We start from the raw sequence: 26,009 nt of genomic DNA, 5'->3' as shown, positions 1-26,009 counted from the left end.
CTTCCAAACTACCTCACCTCCGCGGGGTGGAGCAGCCCGGTAGCTCGTCAGGCTCATAACCTGAAGGCCGCAGGTTCAAATCCTGCCCCCGCAACCAAATCATATAAATCAATAACAATCGACTGCTGACGCAGATGTCCCCGCGTCACTTCAGTCGCTTACGCGCGTCTCGGCCTTCGAAAGAGGGCCGGACAATCGTATGTGTCTTCATGATGCCATGGCCCACAGGGCCGCCTCCCAGACCTGAAGTCTTTCTCGTTTTCCGAAACTTCACATAAAGGAGGCCAATATGGCCGATACGAACATCACGTATTCGTACTCTCAGCGAATGACGTGGCTTCAGAACCACACCCGAATCGATCCCGATAGAGGAGAGATCGAAATGTGGAATATCCTTAAGTGTATCTGGCAGCAGGTGACACCTGATATGCTTGGCTCTGTCTATCCCGTAATTGTGCGGGGTGTCTTGAGCACTGAGGAAGCCTGGCAGGAAATCACGGTCGCTGCGCCACAGCCCCCTGATTATGCCGGAGACAGGCCGCCAGTTGAACATTACGGTCGTGATGCCATCGTAGAATGGTTTTTAAAAAATCATCGTCTCTCATCTGATGGGCAATCCTTACAACGCCGATCGCCTATTGATCGACAATGGTATGATTATCTCGAAGGAGAGAATGGTGACTGGGGCCCCAGGGATTTCGAGGAAACCTACAATACTGCCTTTCTATCGCGAACAATAAACTTCGATAAGAAGAGGCGTCTTAATCCTCCCGTAACGGAAGAGGAAGGTAAGATCCCACTCCGTACCGCGAGAACAAACTTGTTGTTTGGGGCTATGGGCAGCCAGGAAAACTCAGAGAAACTGGGAGTTGAAGTATCCCAGACGATTGATTTTGATCCACAGGCATTCGAAAAATGGGAGGAAACAAATGTTCAGATTCTTTCTAGCAGGAGGATCGCCGAGGCGTTTCTCGGTCTCTCCTGGCCTATGACACCAGTTTCCCTTCGGCTATTAACGGCATCTTTGAAGGCAGCGGGTTGGATACCACAACGGAATGGAACAGCCCGTTGGTGGGTAAAAGATCAGAAATCAAAAAATGATCAATTGGAATAGGATTATGCTCTAAGGCGGCAGCTCGTCTTTGGGAAAGGACAGATACAACTGTCACTCTTGAGCTGTCTGCCGCCTTTCTGGCGAGGGGGCTATTGAGGCACTGGTACAGGAATTTAATCCAGGCCATGTGATATCGACAGCTCGACCTCAACGGCATTGCTCAATCGCTGTCGTCAGTAGAAATCTCACATATGTCAATTGGCTTATGCATCAGCCAGAACGTGAAACAATGATGAGGCGGGATTGAGTCTCTTTTTCGATAATCTGATAATTTCGACGCTGCCAGTAATGCACGATCTGTACGGTTCAGAAGAAAAAGTCAGTTGGAGGAATCCAGTAGCGTCCAAGTGAACTGCTGATAATTGGGCTTGTAGCCGATAGACATCTTTTGCCTACATCTCTGATAATCTGAAACACAAACGAATGACCGCATAGCGGACGATGCTGCCAATCTTGTCTTGGTCATTTTTATTTTCTCAGGCGAGTATTCATGCACGACGGGTTCAGTTCGATCTGAATCCTGGGATGGCAACGATGTTCCGGTGTTCATGAACGATCTCGCCGGGAACCGTGAGACGCGCAGACATCCACCATGCGCTTACGCGTCCAGTGCGATCGCGTCGCTTGTCGTCACGCGGCCAAGGCGGGGGAAAATCTCCTCGCAGGCAAAGCGCTGCATCTCTTTGGTGAATGTGGACATGACATCCGTGGCAAGCACGACGTTATATCCATGCTCATGAGCCGCCCTGGCGGTGGATTCCACGCCCAGATTGGTCGCGATTCTGCCCAGCACGATGGTCGAGATACCGCGTCGCCGCAACTGAAGATCGAGATCCGTGATCGTGCACGAGGACATGCCATAGCCGGAATTGCGGCAGCGTTGCGTGTCTGTGCGCCAGGGTTGGATGAAGTACTGGCGAGAGATATTGCTGCGGTCGTTTTAAACACGATGAAAGTGCTGCGCAGAATGCTGGCGAAGGACGCCCCCACGACGTCAGGCGCACCTGACGAATTGCGGCAAATGCACCATCTTAAGGGACCGGTTGCAGCAGTTTCGGCTTGTTCCAGACAGCATAACGGACGCGAGCCATAATTTCAGGCGAAGGCCCAAAACCCTCAACGGTTTCAAGCCCTATGAATACATCTGCAAAATATGGACTTCAGAGTCAGAAAGATTCATTATCAATCCAACCCATCAAACCACGGGACCAAACAGGTGTTGGGCTGGTGTGTTTTATGGTGGGTATTGGGGGGCACCGGTTCTGACTTCGCTTTTACCCTATTCTTTTGGGACGCAGGTAGCCTCCTTTATTGTAGGAGAAAAAGACTCGGGGACCATGATGATAGCACTCAGTAATCCTGAAGAATGGCAACGTGTAAGTGAGTCCAGCCAGCTGGTTGAGGCCAACAGAGACAGGATTACAGCCTGTCAGAAAGCAGCGTCATCTCTGGAGAAAGGTCAGAAAAATTGTCAGATTACTGTTCATGCCAGACAAGAATGATTTTCTGTTTGCTGTCTGTAACAGATCATACCAAAAATTATAAAGTAATTCATAGATTTTTTTTTAAAATAAAAATATGAAGGATAATAAATTATTAAAAATTTCTTTTTAAGAAAAAAAATTTACTATAAATATTTACATAATGAAATTTTAGCACATTAAAAATATGTTGTATTTTTAATTATTAAAAAACATTTTTTTTTGTTATCAGGCTCCTGTTAAATTTAAATTGTCAAAAATCCTCTGCCTAAGAGGCGATTATGGAGAACCTGCGTGGCTTCAGTAGTTAGTAGTGGGCAAGTAATTGCTAATGTTACAATTAACAATGAACAGGAAATAATTTCTTCAGGTGGTACAGGGAAGTTTCAGACTGTATCAAGTAATGGGCAGATACTGGTTAAAAGTGGAGGAACTCTGATAGAAACTGATGGAGTTTCTGATTGGTTTGTAGAGAGTGGAGGGCAAATAACCATTGAAAGTGGAGGAACTGTTATAGGTGGAGAAGTACAGTCTGGTGCCACATATTATGTAAGTAATGGAGCTTCTGTAACAAGTGTTACCATAATGAGTGGTGGAACATACAATGGTGAAGATAGTATAATTCTTAATTATACAAACAATGTTGAATCTGGGGCAATATTAAATGGTGAGGTTGTTGGATCCAATGTTGTCTTTGTTGTGAGTAGTGGACAGGTTGTTTCTAATGTTACTATTGATAATGAGCATGAAATAATTTCATCTGGCGGGACTGGTCAGTTTCAGACTGTATCAAATACTGGTCAAATAACAGTAAAAAGTGGAGGTCTTCTTGTCGAGACCAATGGATCCTCTAACTGGATTATAGAAAGTGGAGGACTGGTTACTGTAGAAAGTGGAGGAACTGTTTCCGGTGGTCAGACGCAGTCCGGTGGCACATACCTTGTTAGCGCTGGCGGTGTTACGAAAAATGTTTCTATTGCAAATGGAGGAACTTACGCGGGGGATAAAAGTGCCATTTTAAGTGGTACGAACAAAGTTAGATCGGGCGGTGTGCTTAGTGGAGGAATTGTCTCAACATATGCAGTAATCAGTATTAGTAGTGGTGGTACTGCAGTTAATAATACGGTTGCGAGCGATGGTGGAATTGGTGTTGCCGGCGTTGCAAGTAATACCACTATTCAGTCAGGCGGAGTTGTTGAGGTTACATCTGGTGGTGTAGAAAATACAGCTGTTGTTCAGAGTGGCGGAACTCTTGATGCTGACAGCAATGCTAGTATTAACAATATAACTGTAAATCAAAGCGGTCTTGTTATTGCAGCATCTGATGCAAATATATCTGGCGTTAATACTATTGCGTCAGGTGGTGTGATTAGCGGAGGAATTGTTACAAAATACGCAGCAATCAGTATTAGTAGTGGTGGTACTGCAGTTAATAATACGGTTGCGAGCGATGGTGGAATTGGTGTTGCCGGCGTTGCAAGTAATACCACTATTCAGTCAGGCGGAGTTGTTGAGGTTACATCTGGTGGTGTAGAAAACACAGCTGTTGTTCAGAGTGGCGGAACTCTTGATGCTGACAGCAATGCTAGTATTAACAATATAACTGTAAATCAAAGCGGTCTTGTTATTGCAGCATCTGATGCAAATATATCTGGCGTTAATACTATTGCGTCAGGTGGTGTGATTAGCGGAGGAATTGTTACAAAATACGCAGCAATCAGTATTAGTAGTGGTGGTACTGCAGTTAATAATACGGTTGCGAGCGATGGTGGAATTGGTGTTGCCGGCGTTGCAAGTAATACCACTATTCAGTCAGGTGGAGTTGTTCAGGTTACATCTGGTGGTGTAGCTGATGATTCAACCGTTGAGAATGGAGCTAATCTTTATATTAATGACGGAGGCAGTGTAGGAAACACTACAGTTGATAGTGGTGGCAGCGTTACTGCAGCATCAGACTCTACGATTTCTGGTGTTATTACATTAAATGATGGTGCAAGCGCGACTATCCCAGCGACAGCTGGTGGAACAGTTGTTCTTCCGGGTGATAGTAACCACGGCTTAACAATTACTGGTCTGGAAAGCGGTGGTAGTGTCAGTACCGTCATTAGTGGATGGAGTGGCGCTGGGCCTGATGATTCTGACAGCATTACCCTCGCGGATGTTTCCGCTGATGGTGTTTCTTATGCATATCCATCTGATGATCAGGTTGTTCTTACGTTAGCGGACGGTAGTACTATTACGTTAAATATTCCAGGCGTTAAAGATACAGGGTTTATACTTGTTGACGATGGCCACGGTGGTTCATATGGCGAGGTTTGTTTCCTTGCAGGTAGTTTGATTAAAACACCATCTGGCACATGCGCGATCGAAGAGTTGGTAGTGGGTGATGAGGTCATGGTATATGCCAATGGCCGTGAAACATCTTCTTTGATTAAATGGCACGGAAAAGCCCAATGTAACGTTCGTTCGTATCTTTCGCATGACGAGGCCGGGTATCCGGTGCGTATAGTCAAAGATGCTGTTGCCCCTGGTGTGCCTTTTGAAGACCTGCTGGTGACTTCTGAACATTGTCTGTTTTTTGAAAACAGATTTATCCCGGCTCGTATGCTCGTTAATGGCCGGTCGATTTTCTATGATACATCGTTTGCTTCTTACGAGTATTTTCATATTGAAACAGAAGACCACTCTGTCATCATGGCAAACGGTATGCTGACAGAAAGCTACCTCGATACGGGTAACCGTCATGTTTTCCGTCAGGATACAAATGTTATCACTCTGAGCCCGAAAGCGAAGCTGTGGGAAGAGGACGCTGCTGCCGTACTGGATGTGAGCCGTGAATTTGCTGAGCCTTTGTTTCATCGTCTGAATGAACGGGCTGGTGAAATGGGACTTGATTTTAACGGCCATATGCCCGCTTTAACGACTGATGCCGACCTGCATCTTATTGCTGGTAATAACATGCTTATCCGCCCTGCGCGTCAGGTAGGGAATAAGGTTATTTTTATGCTGCCGGCATGTGTCGGGGAAGTTATCATTGCCTCACGCTCCGGTCGTCCTGCTGATGCTGTCGGTCCTTATATTGATGACAGGCGTAATCTGGGTGTTCTGGTTGGTCAGGTTACCCTGATGGAGGCCTCAGGAACCAGTGTTATTGATATGCATCTGCGTGAAGGTTCTGCCGGGGGATGGTCAGGACTGGAGCACCCTGCATGTCGGTGGACGACAGGCCGTGCTCATCTGTCATTGTGCAGAAGTAATCCTGATACAGTAGGGCTGCTCTCTGTTGAGGTTATAAGTGCGGGGCCATATCTTCTTGAAGGAGATGTAACACAAGGCTCTCTTACTGCCTGACATGGCAGACAACATAGTAATGAAAAAGTAAGTTGTCAGAAGAAAAACCAGAGGGTTCGAGAGAACCCTCTGGTTTCGATGCGCTCCTCTTTTTGGGGCACGGTTGACAAGTTTGGTAAGAGCAACTGCTATTCGGGTTTTTTACTGTTTCAGATCGTATAAATACCGAACTGACTTTCGATCAGGCGCATTTCTCTCATAATACCCGGTGCGTTTTCCGAGGTCTGGTCTGTCGATTTTTCAGCGTGCGCATATCCTCAAAGTCTTTGATCATCACGTATGTTATTTTTAAATTTTTGAAGCTACGAACAGCTTGGATAAATTGTTTCAGTTTGCCGTGATTGGCTTCGATCCCTCCAGCAACCTGGAAAAAGCCTTCAAAAAGATAGCGTTTTAAAAGGGAGCCAGCAGTGTCGAATGGCTACCCAAAGTAGCATTCACCAGCAGGCAAGGGGAAAAACTTTCCCTTTGCCCCCAAAGATTTTTTCAATTCGCACTTCAAAATTTCCAGTATCTTATCAGAAATGAACTTCATTGAAGTGCCTATTCCTGTACGACTAGGCTCAGGACCTATTAATGTATTGAACTGAGCGAGAAATTGTGATTCACAGGCTTACCAATGGAGGTGTGCCTGTGAGTGACGTATTTTTGCTGTCTGAGAGCCAGATAAAGCAGATTGAGCCGTTTTTTTCTCTGGTGCACGGCGTACCACGCGTGGATGATCGATGCAACACACCTCAAGGTACACCGGACATCGGTGTAACTGCTCAAAAATGGGCTTTTCTCCGCCATACTGGACGCACAAAAGACGCCCTGTTCGCCTTCATCTTCTATCTTACAGAATGAGTCCTGAGCCGGGCAACTGTGTTTAAGCGGCGGGGCTAATGCGCCTGGCAACAGCTTTCAGAACTGGATTATGGCAGGCAGCTGCCAATCCTGCCTGAAACAGGACGTGGCGGAGAGTTTTTCTGCCTCTGCGATAACGCTTTCAATCCGTTATTCAAGCTCGCTGATCTGGCTTTCGAGAAATGCTTTAAGACTGCTATCCATATCCTCCGGTTCAGCGCTCACACCCTGCTTGCGGCGCGCCGAAATCTGGGCAGAAAGCCGTTTACGTGCTTCCACCATCTGAGCTCTGTGCACCGTCAGTGCCCACAGAATCTGGAGTTTTGCATCCGGCAGTGTTCTTCCTGCTTCTGGACGAAAAGCCATAAAGCACGTAATCAATTCCACATTGATCTGTGCAGGGGGCAACTGGACTGTATTGAGTCCCATACTGATGAGAACACGCCAGATTACCCATTCCTGTCCACCGCTGACTTCAAACCCAACCTTGAGACCATCCGGCATACCCTGAAGAATTTCCAGTAATCTGGTATGACCATCAGGTGAATTCTGAAAACGAAATCTCTGCTTTTCTGGTGGGCAAAAGCCATCAAGCCAGTCTCGGGACACATCTATTCCAATGACCGTTTTCGAACAGAATCTCACCGCTTTCTTGTAAGCCTGATAATTACATTCTCACTGTCGCTTACTCAGACGATATAATGTCAAAGTGTCTTTTGGTCATAGGTCTCCTCTCATAACTCAGGAGCTGAGCTTCCTTTTTTTAAATCATGGATAGCATGATTTAGGACATATTAAGATAAAGTCTGTTTTAATGCTGTCAAATATAAAATATTTTTATTACATTTATTTAATAAATAGCATTTTATGCTTGCGTCTGGCTGAAAAACAGTCACAAACATTGAAACAATATCTGTGTCACCATATTTATTACTGAGTACTCGCGCCTTTTACCAATCTGAATGGGATAAACAGACCTTGAGCAATATACTATTCCGCCATGACAGCGATTATACCCAGTTAAAATAACCTATGTTTTTAGATTGAAAATTCTATGTTTCTGATAAGTGTGGAGTAAAAGATGCCCGTTTTCGTCAGGTCTGCCGTCATGTGGCGCCACGTTCTTTGCGCCAGTATTGTCTGCATGCCTGCCCTTTGGCATCAGAGTAGGGCTGAAACAGCAATATTTGCCCATTCAAGGCATCATAATGTCGAAATTGACTTTGCTGACTCATCATCACAATGCTCTGCTGGTACGCTGCATCTGCTAATGCAGATCACCCCGCAAAGTCAGGATATTGATACACCCGAATCACAGATCCATCTCGCAAATGCACTTGGTGGTAAACTATCAGGCAACAATCAGTGTGCTGATGTCAGCACGGTGAATATTTCTGTTTTAAAAAATGGTTCAGAGATCAGGCAGTTACAGGCATTACGTAGTACAGGCTGGCAATTTACTGAAGTTGTACCAACCTCTGCACAAATTAGTGCTCCTGCATTACAACCCTCTCTTCCTAATGATGCTTCACCAGAAGTTACCACTTCGGCGACAGCCCCCGCAGTCATTATACCGGAAGGTTATATGGGTTTTCTGGCACAAATAGTCCGTAAGAATGCATCTCTGCTTGATAATGATGCTGTACAGGCCTGCTGGGCTCAGCACTATTTGCATCATGATTTTTTTGCGGCACAAGGCAATGAATTTCGGGTGCACGAAATAGATGCCAGAGCAAAATCTGACCTTGCACAACTTAGTAGTCAGATTAAGCCAGATGTCATCAGGGTAGAACTTAACCTGCGTCTCGGTGAGTATGACTTTTCACGCTCCGATTTTCCTGTTGAGCTCAATGGTGATCTGCTGTCAGTTAGCAGTGACTGTAACCTTTCGCCAGCCCACCTCCCTGGTCGGGTGACTCTGCATCTTCCTGACAAACAGCAGATTTTTCGCATTCCGATGAGCGCTGCTAATGCTGAACAGTTCCTTAAACAGCGTACACGTTTTGGGTATATCAACCGGGACGTTTTCGTCTCACTTTCATTACATGTAAACGAAGCTGTAATGAGCAGGTTAAATGATGAGACATATGACCCTGTACCTGCTGAACTGAACCAGGTTCAGATTTTTTCTGGTCCGGAGAAGAAAACACTTCTTGCTGACATTAGCGAAAATGCTCTGACAGCGATAAGAAAAGAGCAGCTAGCTGAAAAAGCTGTCGCTGTTGCCAGAGAAGAAGCCGCAAAGCGTGCGGAAAACCTGCGTCAGATGCAACTTCAGCTACAAAATGCCAGTTACTCTCAGAGGCTGGCAATGTGGGTCGGGCAAAATAACAGGAATTTTGGTCTGCCTGATTTAAGCACAATACGTTTAGTACGTCAGCGTGCTGCGGTGTCTGGCAAGCCTGTTGATGCCATTCTTCTGGTTCATACTGACGGCAGCGGCCGTGACAAGGTTGAAACACAATGGCCAGGCAAATTAAATCTTACGATAGCAAAAAACCAGCCCTCTTTTACCAGTAATACATGGTACGTTGTACAGGGGCAGGTTAGTGTGCCTGGTGGCGATTTCCCTTCAGCTGAAATGACTGTTCAGGCTGAACACGTATGTAAGGAAGAGCAGTGTAAAGATGCTGGCAACCTGCAGGCCCTTGAAGCTGCTCTTAAGGCGCAAAATGTGCCCTGAGAAAAATTAGTAAACCTCGTGCTCTTACAAGCATGAGGCCCCTGTTATGAATGATGACTGATCTGGAAGCATACTATGAAATCTCTTCTGACCTTTGATACTCTGATTACGCCAAAATTCATCAAATTTTTCTTTTATGTGGGTGTGTTCTTCTGCCTGCTCAGTGGTTTTGCTACCTTTCTCTCAATTCTGATAAGTTGTATTGCCGCTGCACAGGCTTCTGGGTCCTCCAGCGCTCTGGCAGCTATCGGCGGCCTGATTGCAGGTCTGATTGCTGGTGGGGTTGTAGCCCTTGTAGGTATTGTCCTGGCCCGTGTTTCAAGTGAACTCACGCTGGTTATTTTCATGATCCGTGATGAACTGGCATGGCAGCGTGAGCATACAACCAATTCTTCTTCTTCCTGAGGGTCGATTATGAAGCCAGGTACATGCAGTAAGGCACCTCTGGCACACGGGAAGCCAGATCCTGCCCTTTTGCTTCCTCCTTTGTCTGAGCTTGTTCCATCAGGAAAGCTGCATGATGGAACAATTATGGATCATGGAGATCCTGAAGTAAGTAATCTGATGCAGCAGGCAGGTATCCTGTTGGCAGAACACAGTCCTCGTCTTAAAAGCACAGGCAAAGCCGCAGGTGAGCAAATTGGTAAGCTTGCCAGCACAGTTATGCGGCATAGCGATAATGTTCTGAGTGATCTTAAAACACAGCTGGCTGACCCGACGAAACGAGCTGGTTTCTGGGCACGCTACCGTAAAACTCTTCTGGCTTCAGGCGCTGGTATAATTATTGTCTGTGGTCTGGGGTGGGAAGTTGCCTGCCACGAAGCCAGTCAGATTGCTGATGCAAAAATACAGGGTTTTTTACAAAAAGCAGGCCTGACATCCCTTGTGAAATACAGTTCAGTCAGCGCGTCACCCTTTGGTTCTCTTACTCTTTCTGATGTCAGTGTCGGCGCGTTCAGACAAGGTGGTGCACCACTTAAAATCAGCAGTCTCTCTGTTAGTGGTTTGTCATCATCACTTAATGTACCCAAGTCCCTCAGTATCGAAGCTGAGGGGATTGAGTGTCCGGTTAATTCCTTGTCAGAGTATACGCTGGGTGAACTGCACGGCGGCCCATTTAAAGCTCTGGGATATTCTGCACTAAAAGGAGATATTTCTGTTTCTTACTCTCTTTCGGGTCAGAACCTGAAGGTAATCTCAAGCGCAGATTTTTCTCAGGTCGGTGGATGGAACGCCTCTTTTGCGCTGACGAATGTTCCATCTCAGGCGCTCAATAATCTGGCTCAGGGTGGGGCAGGGCAAGGCATAATGCTCATGATGCAATTGGCCGGTACAATGAGTAATATACAGCTGCAGAGTGCTGCGTTAACTCTTGATAATACAGGCCTGACAAAACGATTAAAAGCCATACCTGATACGGCTCTTCCACAAAATGTGGGTAATATTCCCGCAGATGTTCCTCCATTTGTAAAATGGGGGATTGAAGGTGGGCGTTTGCAGATTGTCACACAGCTACAGCAACCTTTGCCCGTTATGCAAAATACCTATTTTGGCGGGGTAATACTGAATCCTGCTTTTGCAAATCTGAATAATTTTATTCGGGCTACACAGGCCAGCGTTTCGGTAAATTAAAAAGACAGAGTGAGCCGTAGAAAGCTCACTCTTAATTTTTAATTTTTCTCAGTCAAGCTCAAGTGGCGCATTTGATTTACTAATTGATGCAGCGGCGGGTTTTGTATCTGCACCAGGTGTTACAGATAGCTGACTGGTTGTTTTCGTTGCAGATTTTCCTCTGTGTGGTGTCGTATGATGATATTTGTGGGTTGTAGTCCCGGCTGAAGTTAGCTGGTTATTATAACCTGGTAAAATGTTATGATATGCAACCATACACTGCGCGTAAGCATTGTTATATTGTGTCTGAATACCATTTTGCTGAGACTGTGAATAAACACCACCACCGGCACCGCCACCTGCAGCACCTGCTGCCGCTCCTATGCCTGCACCAGTGCCACCACCCGCAGCGGCACCCAGCCCCGCACCCAGAACAGTCGTTGCCAGTGCGCCATAAAGAGCTTTATGATTCTGGCTTTCAGCCTGTCCTTTTACAGCCTGTTCAGCCTGATTTTTGCAAAATTGTTGCTCTTGCAAAAAAACATTATAATCCTTACCCGGAGCAGGCATTATCTGCATCGTCGGTCCCATAGGGGTTTGAGCGCAGGCTGTTAGCGACAGTACAGCCGCCAATGGTAATAAAGCGCCTGAATTAAGTTTCATTGGTATCTCCGGGATTAATGTTATAAATTTTTTATCGTATTTTTCCTTAAAAATGAAGAGGCTGAAGACTTCTTTAACAGTGGGTCTTATGTAATTTGCATGAGTAGTCGGGCTGTTGTGTTTCACAGGCTCATCCTCCATCGGTAAGCCTGTGAAACACAATCTCTCGCTCAGTTCAATAAATTAACAGGTCCTGAGCCTAGATTGCCAACTGAAGCAACGAAAATTTTTGAAACTAAAGTGTCTCTATGATATGTTTTGGGATAGGCTGGTATAATGGGTAATTCCAGAACGAAGCAGACAGAGGGCATTCGCCCTCATGACGGACATACTGTTGTCCAGAAGGTTTTCCCATAGCGGATATGAAGATTAGATACGGACATCCAGCAATTTAAGTAGGTTTCAGGCTTACTGGACATGTTGCTCAATGGCATGTGATGGAACCACTGTGGGACTGGCGCATTTCAGGGTTCCTGTGCTCCGATTGCCTGATCTTCTTTCGATGAAGGCATTTCACCCGCATTAAGAGCGCCTTTCAAAACCTTTGTACTATGCGCCTGAATGCGGGATGAAGCTATATGGCCGCACCTCTTGTCTCCGATGAACTCTGGGCGATTATTGGATCGCTTCTTCCTGTCATTCCTCCACGCCCCAAAGGTGGGCGCCCCCGTCTTTCTGACCGGTCGGCATTGACGGGGATACTGTTCGTTCTCCTGACCGGCATTCCATGGGAGATGCTTCCGCGCGAGATGGGATGTGGCTCCGGAATGACATGCTGGCGGCGACTGCTGGAGTTTGGGACAAGCTTCATCGGGCATTACTGACTCGCCTGCATCAGGTGGATCGACTGGACTGGAGCCGGGCCTGCATGGACAGCGCGTCCATTGCAGCAAAAAGGGGGGTGAAACGACCGGCCCGAACCCCACGGATCGTGGTAGACCCGGCACGAAGCGCCACATCGTCACTGATCGACAGGGCATTCCGCTGACCGTCCTGTTGTCCGGGGCGAATGTCCATGACAGCAGGATGCTGGAGCCTCTGCTGGATGCCCTGCCTCCCATTCAGGGGAAGACCGGGAGGCCTTTGTCGGCGCCCTGAAAAGCTTCACGCCGACAAAGGCTACGACTACAGACGTTGCCGTCTCGCATGTTTCCGCCGTGGAATCAGGCACCGTATTGCGAGAAAAGGCATCGAAAGCAGTTCACATCTCGGAAAGTATCGCTGGGTCGTCGAACGCACATTCGCCTGGATCTCACGTTTCCGACGCCTCACCGTCCGCTACGAACGAAGGGCCGACATCCATCTCGCATTCACTATGATCGCATGCTCACTCATATGCTTCCGGGCACTCAAAACGTGGTTTTGAAAGGCGTTCTTAGTCTTATTTTGCTGTTACCGCAGACGGAGCACTGTACGTCTGCGTAATAAATTTCGCGACATTATCATGAAGTTGGGTCAGAGCATTCTGATTAGCATACACCATGTGCCCGGATTCATACTGCACAATCTGAATATTATTGCTCAGATCACGTGAAATGGGTAGATGCTTCATTTCATAAATTCCCTCATAATAAGGGGTACCAAGATCATAATATCCCTGATTTAGCATCACTTTCAGGCGTGGATTATGCTTCATGGCAGACGCCAGATCAGGCAGCACATTGACCGCCCCATGAAAGGGGGAGTCGGTGTTGGGCTGCTTGTGAGAAAAATCCCATTTCATAATGGCATCAGAGAAAAATTTGTATTCCTGATACCCATCACCAAAGGTCGGAGAGTTACCGTAATGTAGCGTATTCCGCGCATAATCATTAAACGCAGCGATATAAGCAGAAGACATGCCAGAGGATTGCGGGTCATAGTAAGAAAACTGGGAAAGTTTATCCATCGTCGGGCCGGAGAAGCGACTATCCAGACGACCGGTATCAAGATTTTTATCGCCCTGAAGATTTTTTTCAAACTCCCCGCCACTAATCCTCAGATCAGCTTTTTTTATGTAGTCCACTGGCAGACCGGTATAATCATGTAATTTCTGCGCAGTAGCATCACGCTGTGCATCAGAAATTGCGTTTCCTTCCTGCAAGGCCGCCGTGTAATCTGTCAGCGCAAAATGCTCCACCTGTTTTAGAAATGTCTTGAGATCAGGGTGCCTGGCAGGCAGACATTTGTGATACCACGCTGTTGCAGCATAGCTCGGCAGTGCAAGCACATATGGCTGATCAACTGAGGGGTTCATGGCAGCCCCATCAATATCGTTATTATAGTTCATGATTTGCGAAAGCAGGATCACGCCATTCAGATCAATGCCTTTATCATCCGCCAGCTTGTTGGCAACGATTGCAGAACGTGTGGTGCCATAGCTTTCACCAAAGAGATATTTGGGCGAGTTGTAACGCCCGAAACGGGAGAGAAACTGTGCGATAAAGTCTGTGAACGCACCGGCATCCGGATCAGTGCCCCAGAATGCCTTTTCCTTATCCTTACCGATCAGACGCCCGTAGCCGGTGCCTGGTGCATCGATAAATACCAGATCTGTTACGTCGAGAAGGCTGTCATTGTTATTCACTATTGTGTAGGGCGCAGCAGGGGTGTGACTGTCATCCGACGTGATAACTCTTTTAGGGCCAAACGCTCCCATATGCAGCCACACGCTGGAGGAACCAGGGCCGCCGTTATAAACAAACGTAATGGGCCGGTTTTCTGGACGCACACCCTTCTTGAAATAAGCAACATAATACATAGATGCAGTAGCCTCAGGCTGAGACTTTTCTTTGTCTGCCTCGGGGAGTTCGGAATCATCCCATCCGGCTTTATGAACAATTAAAGTGCCGGACACAGCTTCATAATCAATATGCGAGCCATGTACGGTTACAGAGCCTCTGCTGGTAACACTTTGCGGTTTACCAAGAAAATTTTCTACACTGGCCTTCTGCTTTGCGGCACCTGTCGTCTGTGAAGCTTCCTCAGCCCGGGCAACTGACTGAGCAGAAAAACCAGCACCGGCAGCAAAGACTGAGACCGAGGCAAGTAAACCAGCCAGTTTCAAGCCAGTCTGTTTTGTACGCATGAACACATTACCCTGTCAGAATATGTTATAATATAACCTAAATATCAGGAAGACTGGCATCCGGCCAGTCTGTTTACATACTGAAACAAATAACTTTTCTGATGGAACACTCAACCTGCGTCATCTGTGGTTCAGAGCCAGAAAAATTCATCATCGATCCATTTGATCCTGCGATTAAACAGTGAGCCCGTGAAGCAGAACTCGTCGATCAGTCCTGTAGTTTAACAGCTCCTGAGCCTGGTGAACTGACGACATGCCATAAAACGTGAGTTAAACAATCGAAAAACTCTCTCTGTTTTCTGAAAGAAGTGATCATCATAGAATGGATGCTATTCATGCAGAAAAGACCTGTAGCCGCCGGTTATGCGAGGCGGATACCAGAATATTGCTTGCCTCCTTAATTGTAACTGTTGGTCGATAGGAATTTCCATACTCCCGCACAGAGACCGTTCCATTTTCTTTTTCTTTTTTTCCAACCACCAGCATGACAGGTATTTTTGTAAGGCTATGCTCTCTTATTTTATAAGAAATTTTTTCATTTCTCATATCTGACAGAGCCCGAATATTATTTACCTCTAGTGTGTTGATAATCTCTCTGGCGTAATCGTTTGCTTCTTCTGTGATCGTGGCAACAACAACCTGTACAGGCGCGAGCCAGAACGGAAGATGACCTGCATGGTGTTCCAGAAGTATGCCTATAAAACGTTCAAGCGAGCCAAACAGAGCACGGTGCAGCATAACGGGTGTATGCTTTTGGCTGTCTGCACCAACATAATTCGCGCCTAATCGTCCTGGCAGGTTAAGGTCAACCTGTAAGGTACCACATTGCCAGTCTCGTCCTATCGCATCACGCAGAACAAATTCCAGCTTCGGACCATAGAAGGCTCCTTCGCCAGGGTTATGAGTGTATGTCAGTCCGGCAGCATCAACACCCTGCCGCAGCGCAGCTTCTGAGCGATCCCATATTTCATCCGATCCCACGCGCTTTTCCGGACGATCAGAAAATTTGACCAGTACGTCATTAAAACCAAAATCCTGATAAATTGAAAGAACTAAATCACAAATTCGTTGTGTCTCATCTTTCATCTGATCTGGCGTACAGAAAATATGAGCGTCATCCTGCGTAAACGCCCGTACACGCATGAGACCATGAAGTGCTCCCGAAGGTTCAAATCGATGAACCTTACCGAATTCGGCCATGCGGAGAGGCAGGTCGCGATAGCTTTTTAGCCCCTGTCGGAAAACCTGTACGCCACCAGGACAGTTCATAGGTTTAAGGGCATAAGTACGTCCCTCAGTTTCAGTGGTAAACATATTCTCTCCGAATTTATCCCAGTGACCAGACATTTTCCACAAAGATAAATCCATAATGTCAGGCGTATTGATTTCCACATAACCTTCGGTACGCTGACGCTTACGAAGATAAGAGAGAAGGGTCTGAAATAATGTCCATCCATTAGGGTGCCAGAATACGGCTCCCGGCGCTTCCTCCTGAAAATGGAAAAGATCCATCTCCCGGCCAAGACGACGATGATCACGTAGTATGGCTGAATCCCGCCATTTTTGCCACGAATCAAGTTCCTGCTTATCACGAAAGGCCGTACCGTAAATGCGCTGAAGCATCGGTCGGTTGTGGTCACCTTTCCAGTAAGCACCAGCTATTTCAAGGAGACGGAATGTATGGCCTGTCTGCGCCGTACTGGAGAGATGAGGTCCGCGACACAGATCCACGAAATCGCCCTGCCTATAAAATGTCAGAACAGCATCAGCCGGGAGTGCATTGATAATCTCGGCTTTGTAGTTTTGACCCAGTTCGTAACACCAGGAAAGTGCCGTTTTCCGGTCCCATACTTCGCGTATGATTGGTTCATTGCGATCAACGATTTCATGCATGCGGGTTTCGATCCGAGGCAGATCCTCTGCCGTGATCGGCTCTTTCGGCTCTACATCATAGTAAAAGCCATTTTCAGTAGCAGGACCGGTCGCAAACAGAGTGCCTGGAAATAACTCGCTAATTGCATGAGCCAGAATATGTGCTGCGTCATGGCGAATAAGTGCCAGTGCGTCTTGATCATGCCTGTACACAGGTTCAGATTGAGTGTTATTCTGCATGTCAGATGAACTGTCATGGAGAATACCATTTATGCGGCATGCCAGAACTTCGTCTGATTTTTTTGGGGGGTGACTAAGGAGAGAGGCAGACGATGTCATTGACGACCTTTGGTGCAAAAGAGCTGATAGATGACAGGTAATCATTTGGTAACCTGCGCAGAGAGAGTGGGTGTCACAGAATGGCCTGAGCTTACAGGACAGGGCTGACAATCAGGGCAGAGCCCTTGTAATTCGATGATCCGTCGTTTGATCTGGAATCCAAGATTGTCGGCATTTTTGTCGATCTGGCGAAAAGAAATCTCATCTTCAACCGATTGTGCGATGCCACATTGATCACAAATACAAAAAACAAGACGAGAAGGTTTATTCGTCCGGATACGAACGAAGGCATTCAGGCTTTCCAGTCGTGCGATTAGCCCCTCTTTGGTCAGTCTTGCCAGAATGCGATAGATGGTGGGGGGAGCCAGAGCGCGTCCAGAGGGCATGTCGACATGCCGTAGAATATCGTATGCTGAAAGAGGCAGTCTGGCTTTTGTAAGAATATCGAGAATACGGTCACGCAGTGGTATCACCTTCTCCTGTGATTCAGCTGAACAGGAAGGGGATAACAAACGTGGAGGGGGAGAAATCATCTCGGTTTCCTTCATCCGGTGACGGTGTCGATAACAAGATAAATACCCAGATTCACTTTGCTATGTTCAGCGCGACAGATACGATGAATGCAAGCTTTCCCCTGATCGTCAGCCCCTTTGATAAATGCCACTGCGAAAGGGTCCAGAGCATTTATAATCCCTGTTTCTGGATCGGGAGAGCTACACCACTCAGCATCGCTTGCGCCATAACAACAGACGAGCCTTAGTGTGCCGGGTGTTACTGAAAAATTAGTGTCATTACAGGCCCCTATTTCCAGTCTGATACGCTGAGGGCAGCTTTTTGTGATTGCAGAAAACAGGTCTGATAACTCAGCAACGTCGCTAAGAATTAAAGGAGGAAACTCTTTTATCATCATTCTGGAGGTCAGCGCCTCAGCAAGTTCACCTGGTGTACCGGACATGTCGAAAACGGTTTGGGAAGGAGAGCGATTTGCCAGAGTTTTGTGCCATATATCTGGAACTACACGACACCAGACGACCATATTGATGTCATTACGCTGCAATTCCAGCAGGACGGAAGCATTGGAGCAGGCAATTACATGAGGGGCTGAATAAGTCTGAGATGATATCTCAGCACTATCTGGTGCAGCAGAAGGCCAGCTTTCTACAAACAGTATAGCAGTGCGGTGCAGACCCGGATTCCGAGACATGATGGCAGAATTCTCAGGGAACATCATAAATCGCTTTTCCATAAATAATGGTGTCGGGAGAGGAAGTGTCATGAAACTGGTGCTTGACGGGATGCTGTATGTATCACTAATGTTATATTATAACATAACATAGTCAATGCCGATGTGAGGGCTTAATGGACACAACCGTCAAGACGCGCTCGTCAGCGCATGCGCCCGATCGGATTATACGGACCCGACCCACGCGGGCGCAGGCTGAAGAGGCTGTTCGAACCCTTCTTGCCTGGACGGGGGATGATCCAGACCGTGAGGGACTGATAGGCACACCCGATCGGGTGGTTCGTGCATATGAGGAATTTTTCGAAGGCTATGAGGAGGACCCCGTGGCCCTTCTCGAAAGGACATTCGAAGAGACAGAGAATTATAATGAATTAGTGGTGTTGCGAGATATTCGTCTGGAATCACACTGTGAGCATCATGTCATTCCATTGATTGGCAGAGCGCATGTTGCTTATCTTCCGGACAAACGAGTGGTCGGTATCAGCAAACTGGCACGTCTGGTCGATGTGTTTGCGCACAGGTTGCAGATTCAGGAAAAATTGACGGCGCAAATCGCCGATACGATCCACAGTGTGCTCAAACCACGTGGTGTCGCAGTGGTGATTGATGCGGCCCATCAATGCATGACCACGCGCGGCGTGCACAAACCCGGCGTTAGTATGGTGACAAGTCGCATGATTGGCGAGTTTGAATCCTCGGAGACGCTACGTCGGCAGTTCTTCGCGATGGCCGGCATGGGAGGCGCATGATGAGCACGATGCTGGCCCGCGAATCCTCAGCGTTTCGGCCGCGCTTCTCCGTCGTACAGGTGGAAGAAAGCACTGATCTGGCGCCCCGCTTCGATGCTGCGGGGCTTCTCACAGTCGTCACGACTAACGCAGAGAACGGTGATGTTGTGATGGTCGGAGCCATGAACGCAGAGGCTCTCGCCCGCACCATCGAAACCCGTGAAGCGCATTACTGGAGCCGAAGCCGTCAGTGTCTCTGGCACAAGGGTGCGACGAGCGGTCTGATTCAGCATGTTGTTGAATTACGCATCGATGATGATCAGGACGCCGTGTGGCTTCGTGTCAAAACAGCTGGTGTCGGAGCAAATTGTCATGTGGGTTATCGAAGCTGTTTTTACCGCCGTGTTGATCTCCCGGTTGATAAAGATATTTCGGCCACGGCAGCCCGGCTTGTCTTCTGTGAAACAGAGAAGACCTTTGATCCGATCGTTGTGTATGGCGATGCTCCGAACCCGACACAACTCTGAAGGAACAATGGAAATGGAAAACAGACTGCCTGTTACCGTGTTGTCCGGCTTTCTTGGTGCGGGCAAAACGACGTTACTTAATCATGCCCTGAACAACCGTCAGGGCTATAAGGTTGCGGTTATCGTCAACGACATGAGTGAGGTGAATATTGACGCAGACCTCGTGCGCGAGGGTGGCAGTAATCTCTCGCGGACCGACGAGAAACTGGTTGAGATGACCAATGGCTGCATCTGCTGCACGCTGCGTGATGATCTGCTCCAGGAGGTTCGGCGTCTCGCCGAAGAGCAGAAATTTGATTATCTTCTCATTGAATCGACCGGGATTGCGGAACCTCTGCCAGTTGCAGCCACATTCGAGTTTCGTGACGAGAATGGTATCAGCCTGAGCGATATTTCCCGGCTGGATACGATGGTGACGGTCGTGGATGCCGTAAACCTGCTTCGGGATTACTCTTCAAGTGATTTTCTAAAAGATCGTGGGGAAACGGCAGGTGAAGACGACGACCGCGCTTTAGTCGATCTTCTGGTCCAGCAGATTGAGTTCGCGGATGTCGTGGTCATTAACAAGATCTCCACCGCCACAGTCGACCAGGTAGATTCTGCCCGGAAGATCATTCGTGCCCTGAACTCAGATGCGGATATCATCGAAACTGATATGGGCCAGGTTCCTATTGAACGGATTCTGAACACAGCTCGCTTTGACTATGACAAGGCGCATCAGCATCCTTTGTGGTTCAAGGAACTGTATGGTTTCGCTAACCATGCATCTGAAGCCGACGAATATGGCATTCGCAATTTCGTCTATCGCGCGCGTCGTCCGTTTGAACCAGAAAAATTTCAGGCGTTTCTGGATCGTAACTGGCCTGGCGTTGTGCGCGCGAAAGGGCATTTCTGGCTTGCAACACGTCCCGAATGGGTCGGGGAGATGAGCCAGGCAGGCGCGCTTGTTCGCAGCGAGGCTATGGGGCTTTGGTGGGCCTCCATTCCGAAAAACCAGTGGCCCGACACCGATCAATGGCGCGACTTCGTATTGGGAAACTGGGATCCTGTTTACGGCGACCGTCGGCAGGAAATCGTCTTCATTGGCACTGTGGAGATGAACGAGGCCGTACTACGTCGTGATCTCAATGCCTGCCTTGTGTCCGAAACCAACAGTTTTGATCCATCCTACTATACTCATCTGCCAGATCCATTCCCTATCTGGCGACGTCAGTCTGAAAGTCTGGAGTCAGCCTGACAGGTGTGATTGCCAACCATTAATTTTAGCTTGAGGAGCCATCAAAAATGAAGACGCGTGCAGCTATTGCATGGGAACCTAATATGCCTCTTGAGATCGATCTGATTGATCTTGAAGGGCCAAAAGACGGTGAGGTTCTGGTCCGGATCGTAACCACGAGCCTGTGCCATACTGATATGTTTACTCTTTCAGGACATGATCCTGAAGGACGCTTTCCGTGCATTCTCGGTCACGAAGGGGTGGGTATTGTCGAGGATGTAGGCAAAGGCGTCACTTCTGTTATTCCAGGCGATCATGTCATTCCGCTTTACATTCCTGAAGATCCTAACTGTCCGATGATTCGTTCGGGTAAGACCAATCTCTGCTCGACAATCCGTGAGACACAGGCTCTCGGATTAATGCCCGATGGAACCAGTCGCTTTTCTTATAAGGGACGGCAGATTTTTCACTATATGGGCACAAGTACGTTCAGTGAATACACCGTTCTGCCTGAGATCGCAGTTGCGAAAATTACCAAGGATGCGCCTCTTGCCAAGGCAAGTGTCATGGGGTGTGCCGTGCCGACGGGTATGGGGGCCGTGCGGAATGCAGCAAAGGTCGAGCCCGGCTCGACGGTTGCGGTATTCGGCCTCGGTGCCATAGGTATGGCCATTATCCAGGGGGCAGTCATGGCTGGCGCCTTGCGGATCATTGGTGTCGATACCAACCCCGCGAAATTCCTGCTGGCGAAAAATCTGGGGGCGACAGATCTGGTCAACCCGTCGGATCACACCGATCCGATCCAGAAGGTGATCGTCGAGATGACGGGCGGCGGAGTGGATTATTCCTTCGAGGCGATCGGACGCGTCGATGTCATGCGGGCTGCGCTGGAATCTTGTCACAAGGGCTGGGGAGAATGCACCGTTATCGGTGTCGCGGGTGCCGGAGAGGAAATTTCCACTCGGCCATTCCAGTTGATTACAGGGCGTGTCTGGCGCGGAACGGCCTTTGGAGGCGTGAAAGGGCGCTCGCAGCTTCCTGGAATGGTGGATGAATGGCTGGCCGGAAAATTCAGTGTTGATCCCTACATCACGCACAACATGACGCATAACCAGATCAACAAGGCCTTCGATCTGCTGCATCGTGGTGAGGCAATCCGGTCTGTCATGCACTACCAGCCTGGGGAGACCATGTCGAACGACCTGCCCGGCGAAATTCTGATGGATGCCTGACTGTCGCTTTTTGGCGCCTTTCGCTTCTAACTTTGGAAATCGAGGACCTAACTCATGCTGAGACCAAATCCACGCGGCGACTACCCGATAGTGGCAGAGACCGCCTTCGTTGATCCGACGGCTATTTTGTGTGGTCACGTAATAGTTGAGGATGATGTGTTCATTGGACCATACGCTGTTATCCGTGCAGATGAAGCGGATGAGAATGGAACAGTCGAACCGATACGGATCGGTAAGGGCTCAAACATTCAGGATGGCGTTGTCATTCATTCCAAGGATGGCGCGGCCGTCACGATCGGGTCGAGAACCTCGATCGCGCATCGTTCGATCATTCATGGGCCGTGCACTGTAGGTGATGAGGTTTTTATCGGTTTCAACTCGGTTATCTTCAATTGCACCGTAGAGCGAGGCTGCGTAGTCCGGCATAATGCAGTCGTAGAAGATTGTGTGCTGACAGAAGGGTTTTATATCCCGTCGACAACGACGATTCATTCAAATACCGACCTGTTGACTGTCCCACAGGTCACCCAAGACGCCACGGCATTTTCCGAGAGCGTGGCTGAAATGAATGTCAGTCTCGCGCGATCCTACCGGCGCATCGCTAATCAGCTGTAACCTGATGCGGGAATGCGAGAAAGTCGGAAAAAGCGATTATTCTTCTATATGTTTCCTCTGGGTGTAACAAACTCTACACCCAGTAATGCTAAGGGCTTCGATCTTCCCGCTATGGTGCAGGACGTCATACCGGAGGGCTGCACGCATTATGCACATAATCCCTCAGGACGGCTGGCCTATCGGATGAGTAGACTCCCAGAGAACAAGGGCCGTATTTGGATCATACCCTGCACGGTCAGATTGTCAGAAACAACGCAGGTCGTGATCCGAGCTATGCCCTCTTCACCTGTAGAGCTTCTGACATTCAGGCAATGGGACCATGGGGTCTGGAAGACGTCACCCTATCTGTTCAATGTGACCTACGATGACCAGTCAGCTGTTCTGACGTCGCTTCATCGGGACGACAGTATAGGGGATTGTGGCACCTGGACTGTCTGGCCGGCCTCGGGAGCGGATTTCATAATGCAGCGACTGGACGCCAAGACAGAATGTGACGGTCGGGAAGGTCCTTATCGCACTCTATATCTCTATCTGGAAAATCGACCGTCATGATGAAAGAAACTGGAACAGATCCGGGTCGTCATGCCCTGTTTCTGACAAATACGCTTTCGGGAAGAAAGCAGAGGTTCCAGCCTCGTGATCCGAACAGGGTCACACTGTATGTTTGCGGCCCTACCGTCTATAACTACGCTCATCTGGGCAATGCCCGTTCGGCGGTTGTCTTTGATCTTCTGTATCGTGTCTTGCGTCAAAAATATTCGCGTGTGCTCTATGCACGTAATTTCACAGATGTAGATGACAAAATCAATGCTGAAGCCGCTCGGACGGGCCAGTCTATCAGGGTGCTCACGGATCGTTTTATCGATGCCTATCGTTCCGATATGAAGGCGTTGGGTCTGCTTACCCCCGATTTTGAGCCACGTGTGACTGACCACATTCCCGATATCATTTCGATCATCAGTCGTCTGATCGACAGGGGGCATGCCTACGTCGCGGAAGGGCATGTGCTTTTTCATGTGCCGTCTTTTGGGCAATATGGCGTTTTGTCGGGCAGGAAACAAGAAGACCTGATGGGTAGTGGGCGAGTGGAGATTGCGCCGTTCAAGCATAACCCCGCCGACTTTGTGTTGTGGAAGCCATCCTCTCCTGATCTTCCGGGGTGGGAGAGCCTCTGGGGCCGCGGCAGGCCCGGGTGGCATATCGAGTGCTCGGCTATGACCGAAAACCGGCTCGGTTTGCCGATTGATCTTCATGGAGGAGGGCAGGATCTTATCTTTCCCCATCATGAAAACGAAATTGCGCAAAGTGTCTCGGCCCGTGATGGCGCAGAGTATTGTAAGTTCTGGGTTCATAATGGCTTTGTCACTGTCGAGGGGCGAAAAATGTCGAAGTCCCTGGACAATGTCGTGCTTGTCCACGATTTACTGAAGGAGGCGGAAGGAGAAGCCATCAGACTCGCGCTGCTCTCGGCGCATTATAGGCAGCCCCTGGACTGGTCAACAGAGCTTCTTGAACAGTGCAGGCGGACTTTAGAGCGTCTGCATCGACTTCTTTCTGATACTGATCACCTCTCTCAGGAGAACATAACAGAAGGCTCTTCTGAACCGGGCATTGTTGCGCGTGAACTTTATGATGATCTCAACACCCCTGCGGCTCTGAAAGCTCTGTTTGGAACTGCGCGCAGTTTGCGCCATGCAGTTTCCCACTCGGAACGCGTCCAGTTACGGATAGAATTACTGGCAGGACTTCGCCTGTTAGGGTTGTTTAAGGAGAATAAGCTGACATCTTTTCAGTCTGTTCTGGGTGCTTTCATATCAGATATGCTGGAACGTCGAACCGAGGCACGTGACAAACGTGATTTCGCTGAAGCCGATCGTATTCGGGAGCTTTTGCAGACTTATGGAGTAACTCTTGAAGATACACTGCAGGGAACGCAATGGCATATAAAAGCGCATAACGTTAAATTTTAACAGGTCCTGAGCCTTCGCCCGAAGTTATAAGCCGCCATGAAGTCGTTGAGGTGTGTCCTCAAGTGCTCATGACTGTCGTAATGGAAGTGTTTGACGGTTGCTTCTTTGATTGTCCGGTTCATCCGTTCAACCTGACCATTGGTCTAGAGGGTGTTATGCACTTTGCGTGAGCAGTCTGGCTGCATTTTTCAGCATGAAATTTGCGAAGGCTATGGTGTGTATCCCGCTTTCATCCAGCGCCGGGATTGCTGGTAAACCGCAGCCTACGAAGGAAAATCGTTCAGCATCGCCCGCCACGCAATACCGTAACGGATCACATAACGAAGACCGTTGAGCAGCTCATGATGGCGTTGCTCAGCATCTCCCTTCATAAGAAGAAGATAAGGAACAATCAGAGACCACTCTTCTTCGTTGATATCAGATAGATATGATTTACGTGAATTATTCTCTCATCTGTTCTGCAATACTTACGCAAAGTGCATAACACTCTCTAGGAATGATAGGGTTTCGTTAGACGATGTTCGATCTCGTGCGCTTCGCAGATCATGTCGAAGCGCACGGGACGCGACCAGGTTGTATTGCGGTTACGGGGCTGGTCAGTAAACCGGATCCCATTGTCGGTCAGGATAGTGTGGATCCGGTAAAGGATGATGCTCAGGAGAGATGTTCGAGGAATTCCCAGGTTGGCTTCCGATCAGCTTTTTCGACCAGTTATGTGACAGCGAATTTGCTTGTCCGGTTAATGGCAACGAAGAGGTACAGCTTGCCTTCAGTGGTCTGGACTTCCGCTATGTCGAGATAAAAAAACAATTGGATAGCGTTTGAAGTGCTGGCGTTTGGGTTTATCCCCCTCTATGTCTGGCAGTCGTGGCGCTCCCATGACGTATCTGTCCTGCAATGCTTTCTTCCACTCTCGTGAAAATATCACACCATCAAACTCCGGGACCAAACAGCGCATCTGTTTGCATATTTCGGGGATCACGAAGATCCGTTCTATGCCGAGGAAACCTGGCAGGAGCTGGGAAAGCCCACGATTACGCTTGAGATGTTCGCAAACCAACTCCGGCAAAGTCGGAATTTGCAACAGGGCGTTCATGAGGCCACCATAACAGGCTTGGAACACATAAAGCCGCATGACCATATGCTCCTCAGCCCAGCACCGTCACAAATCCATAGATATTCGTCGGCGTGGGATGGTCCGCTTTCTGACAGCGCAAGGAGCGGCGCTAATGTCTGAAGAGAAGGCGTAAGTAGAAGTTCCGCTATCGCTTTGATTGTGTTGCCCCTCATCGCGGTTGTTGGTGAGCTTTGCTCAAAGACTGTAATGATTGCTTTTCGCAATGGGAGCGAGAATGTTCGCTGAATGATTTGTGCTGAGTAACATTATCGTCACGAGCACAATGCGCAAGCGTACCCAATGCGGGCTCGGCATTGGGGGCCTCTTTATTTTC

21 protein-coding genes, 1 tRNA gene and 6 pseudogenes are annotated in these 26,009 nt (G+C 48.4%); 18 read left to right on the top strand and 10 right to left on the bottom strand.

All coding sequences use genetic code 11. From position 1 onward, the window contains the following. The first annotated feature begins 20 nt into the window (after window positions 1-20). Together GOB58_RS11980 and GOB58_RS11975 are read left to right on the top strand one after the other, a co-directional pair. Window positions 21-97: transfer RNA gene (locus GOB58_RS11980), tRNA-Met, on the top strand. A 192-nt stretch (window positions 98-289) separates the two neighbouring features. Then, window positions 290-1,114 carry a hypothetical protein gene (locus tag GOB58_RS11975; RefSeq protein WP_173560333.1) on the top strand — a complete coding sequence of 275 codons (825 nt, stop codon included), beginning with the start codon at window positions 290-292 and terminating at the stop codon, window positions 1,112-1,114. Window positions 1,115-1,712: 598 nt separating this feature from the next. Here GOB58_RS11975 and GOB58_RS11970 read toward each other — a convergent pair. Next, window positions 1,713-1,952 (bottom strand): annotated as a pseudogene (locus GOB58_RS11970) (isochorismatase family protein); the annotation flags it as partial. Here GOB58_RS11970 and GOB58_RS11965 point away from each other — a divergent pair. From GOB58_RS11965 to GOB58_RS12930, 5 genes and pseudogenes are all read left to right on the top strand, one after another. After that, a pseudogene (locus GOB58_RS11965) lies at window positions 1,938-2,199 on the top strand (TetR/AcrR family transcriptional regulator); the annotation flags it as partial. The pseudogenes GOB58_RS11970 and GOB58_RS11965 overlap by 15 nt on opposite strands. Continuing rightward, window positions 2,197-2,328, top strand: a pseudogene (locus GOB58_RS13130) (IS481 family transposase); the annotation flags it as partial. The pseudogenes GOB58_RS11965 and GOB58_RS13130, both read left to right, overlap by 3 nt. 15 nt (window positions 2,329-2,343) lie before the next feature. Then, window positions 2,344-2,616, top strand: a complete 273-nt coding sequence (locus tag GOB58_RS11960) for a DUF6118 family protein (protein ID WP_265793357.1) — start codon at window positions 2,344-2,346, stop codon at window positions 2,614-2,616. Window positions 2,617-2,889: 273 nt separating this feature from the next. Continuing rightward, a complete protein-coding gene (locus GOB58_RS11955) occupies window positions 2,890-5,946 on the top strand; it encodes a Hint domain-containing protein (RefSeq protein ID WP_173560332.1) in 3,057 nt (1,018 codons plus the stop codon). Window positions 5,947-6,579: 633 nt separating this feature from the next. Beyond that, entirely contained in the window at window positions 6,580-6,792 is a 213-nt protein-coding gene (locus tag GOB58_RS12930) for a hypothetical protein (protein ID WP_194299725.1), read from the top strand. A gap of 150 nt (window positions 6,793-6,942) precedes the next feature. Here the strand turns inward: GOB58_RS12930 and GOB58_RS11945 are convergent, their stop codons facing one another. Further along, window positions 6,943-7,401: a hypothetical protein gene (locus GOB58_RS11945; RefSeq protein ID WP_242005336.1), complete on the bottom strand. Its 459-nt coding sequence runs from the start codon at window positions 7,399-7,401 to the stop codon at window positions 6,943-6,945. A gap of 535 nt (window positions 7,402-7,936) precedes the next feature. On the opposite strand from GOB58_RS11945, the gene GOB58_RS11940 reads away from it, so the two are divergent. From GOB58_RS11940 to GOB58_RS11930, 3 genes are all read left to right on the top strand, one after another. Beyond that, window positions 7,937-9,475 (top strand): DUF4852 domain-containing protein, encoded by a 1,539-nt coding sequence (locus GOB58_RS11940; protein ID WP_173560331.1) that lies wholly within the window; start codon window positions 7,937-7,939, stop codon window positions 9,473-9,475. Window positions 9,476-9,550: 75 nt separating this feature from the next. Then, entirely contained in the window at window positions 9,551-9,880 is a 330-nt protein-coding gene (locus tag GOB58_RS11935; protein WP_086636334.1) for a DUF4282 domain-containing protein, read from the top strand. Between the two features lie 9 nt (window positions 9,881-9,889). Continuing rightward, entirely contained in the window at window positions 9,890-11,107 is a 1,218-nt protein-coding gene (locus GOB58_RS11930) for a hypothetical protein (protein WP_173560330.1), read from the top strand. Between the two features lie 48 nt (window positions 11,108-11,155). Here GOB58_RS11930 and GOB58_RS11925 read toward each other — a convergent pair whose 3' ends face one another. Beyond that, window positions 11,156-11,749, bottom strand: coding sequence for a glycine zipper family protein (locus GOB58_RS11925; RefSeq protein ID WP_242005335.1), 594 nt, complete (start codon window positions 11,747-11,749; stop codon window positions 11,156-11,158). Window positions 11,750-12,327: 578 nt separating this feature from the next. On the opposite strand from GOB58_RS11925, the pseudogene GOB58_RS11920 reads away from it, so the two are divergent. Further along, window positions 12,328-13,115 (top strand): annotated as a pseudogene (locus GOB58_RS11920) (IS5 family transposase). A 15-nt stretch (window positions 13,116-13,130) separates the two neighbouring features. Here GOB58_RS11920 and GOB58_RS11915 read toward each other — a convergent pair. The 4 genes from GOB58_RS11915 to GOB58_RS11900 all read right to left on the bottom strand — a co-directional run bounded on the left by GOB58_RS11915 (window position 13,131) and on the right by GOB58_RS11900 (window position 18,303). Next, the gene (locus GOB58_RS11915) at window positions 13,131-14,816 is read right to left on the bottom strand and encodes a S10 family peptidase (protein WP_173560329.1); all 1,686 of its coding nucleotides are present in this window, start codon (window positions 14,814-14,816) and stop codon (window positions 13,131-13,133) included. A 333-nt stretch (window positions 14,817-15,149) separates the two neighbouring features. After that, a complete protein-coding gene (gene thrS, locus GOB58_RS11910; RefSeq protein ID WP_322973253.1) occupies window positions 15,150-17,027 on the bottom strand; it encodes a threonine--tRNA ligase in 1,878 nt (625 codons plus the stop codon). Between the two features lie 41 nt (window positions 17,028-17,068). After that, on the bottom strand, window positions 17,069-17,560 hold the full coding sequence (locus GOB58_RS11905) for a Fur family transcriptional regulator (protein WP_173560327.1): 492 nt from the start codon (window positions 17,558-17,560) through the stop codon (window positions 17,069-17,071). Window positions 17,561-17,571: 11 nt separating this feature from the next. Continuing rightward, the gene (locus tag GOB58_RS11900) at window positions 17,572-18,303 is read right to left on the bottom strand and encodes a DUF1826 domain-containing protein (RefSeq protein WP_173560326.1); all 732 of its coding nucleotides are present in this window, start codon (window positions 18,301-18,303) and stop codon (window positions 17,572-17,574) included. A gap of 83 nt (window positions 18,304-18,386) precedes the next feature. Here GOB58_RS11900 and folE point away from each other — a divergent pair, with 83 nt between their 5' ends. The 7 genes from folE (at window position 18,387) to cysS (ending at window position 24,558) form a co-directional block, all read left to right on the top strand. Next, window positions 18,387-19,019: a GTP cyclohydrolase I FolE gene (folE, locus tag GOB58_RS11895; protein WP_173560325.1), complete on the top strand. Its 633-nt coding sequence runs from the start codon at window positions 18,387-18,389 to the stop codon at window positions 19,017-19,019. Further along, on the top strand, window positions 19,016-19,525 hold the full coding sequence (gene hisI / locus GOB58_RS11890; RefSeq protein WP_198911789.1) for a phosphoribosyl-AMP cyclohydrolase: 510 nt from the start codon (window positions 19,016-19,018) through the stop codon (window positions 19,523-19,525). Before folE ends, hisI begins: the two co-directional genes overlap by 4 nt. Window positions 19,526-19,538: 13 nt before the next feature. Further along, a complete protein-coding gene (gene zigA / locus GOB58_RS11885; RefSeq protein WP_173560324.1) occupies window positions 19,539-20,762 on the top strand; it encodes a zinc metallochaperone GTPase ZigA in 1,224 nt (407 codons plus the stop codon). A gap of 47 nt (window positions 20,763-20,809) precedes the next feature. After that, window positions 20,810-21,973: an S-(hydroxymethyl)glutathione dehydrogenase/class III alcohol dehydrogenase gene (locus tag GOB58_RS11880; protein WP_173560323.1), complete on the top strand. Its 1,164-nt coding sequence runs from the start codon at window positions 20,810-20,812 to the stop codon at window positions 21,971-21,973. Window positions 21,974-22,027: 54 nt separating this feature from the next. After that, entirely contained in the window at window positions 22,028-22,588 is a 561-nt protein-coding gene (locus tag GOB58_RS11875) for an LbetaH domain-containing protein (protein ID WP_173560322.1), read from the top strand. 273 nt (window positions 22,589-22,861) lie between these two features. Then, window positions 22,862-23,140: a DUF1176 domain-containing protein gene (locus tag GOB58_RS11870; RefSeq protein WP_173560321.1), complete on the top strand. Its 279-nt coding sequence runs from the start codon at window positions 22,862-22,864 to the stop codon at window positions 23,138-23,140. Next, a complete protein-coding gene (gene cysS, locus GOB58_RS11865) occupies window positions 23,137-24,558 on the top strand; it encodes a cysteine--tRNA ligase (protein WP_456304154.1) in 1,422 nt (473 codons plus the stop codon). The genes GOB58_RS11870 and cysS overlap by 4 nt, the downstream gene beginning before the upstream one ends. A 2-nt stretch (window positions 24,559-24,560) precedes the next feature. Here cysS and GOB58_RS11860 read toward each other — a convergent pair. The 3 genes and pseudogenes from GOB58_RS11860 to GOB58_RS13365 all read right to left on the bottom strand — a co-directional run. Beyond that, window positions 24,561-24,701, bottom strand: a pseudogene (locus tag GOB58_RS11860) (integrase core domain-containing protein); the annotation flags it as partial. Between the two features lie 120 nt (window positions 24,702-24,821). Beyond that, on the bottom strand, window positions 24,822-24,929 hold the full coding sequence (locus GOB58_RS13285) for a hypothetical protein (protein WP_322973252.1): 108 nt from the start codon (window positions 24,927-24,929) through the stop codon (window positions 24,822-24,824). A 343-nt stretch (window positions 24,930-25,272) separates the two neighbouring features. After that, window positions 25,273-25,426 (bottom strand): annotated as a pseudogene (locus GOB58_RS13365) (IS481 family transposase); the annotation flags it as partial. Window positions 25,427-26,009: the final 583 nt, after the last annotated feature.

The organism is Acetobacter thailandicus, assembly GCF_011516655.1.
In the GTDB taxonomy this organism is placed as follows: Bacteria; Pseudomonadota; Alphaproteobacteria; order Acetobacterales; family Acetobacteraceae; genus Acetobacter; species Acetobacter thailandicus.
Note: the sequence above shows the minus strand (reverse complement) of the source record. Positions and strands in the feature narration are given on the sequence as shown.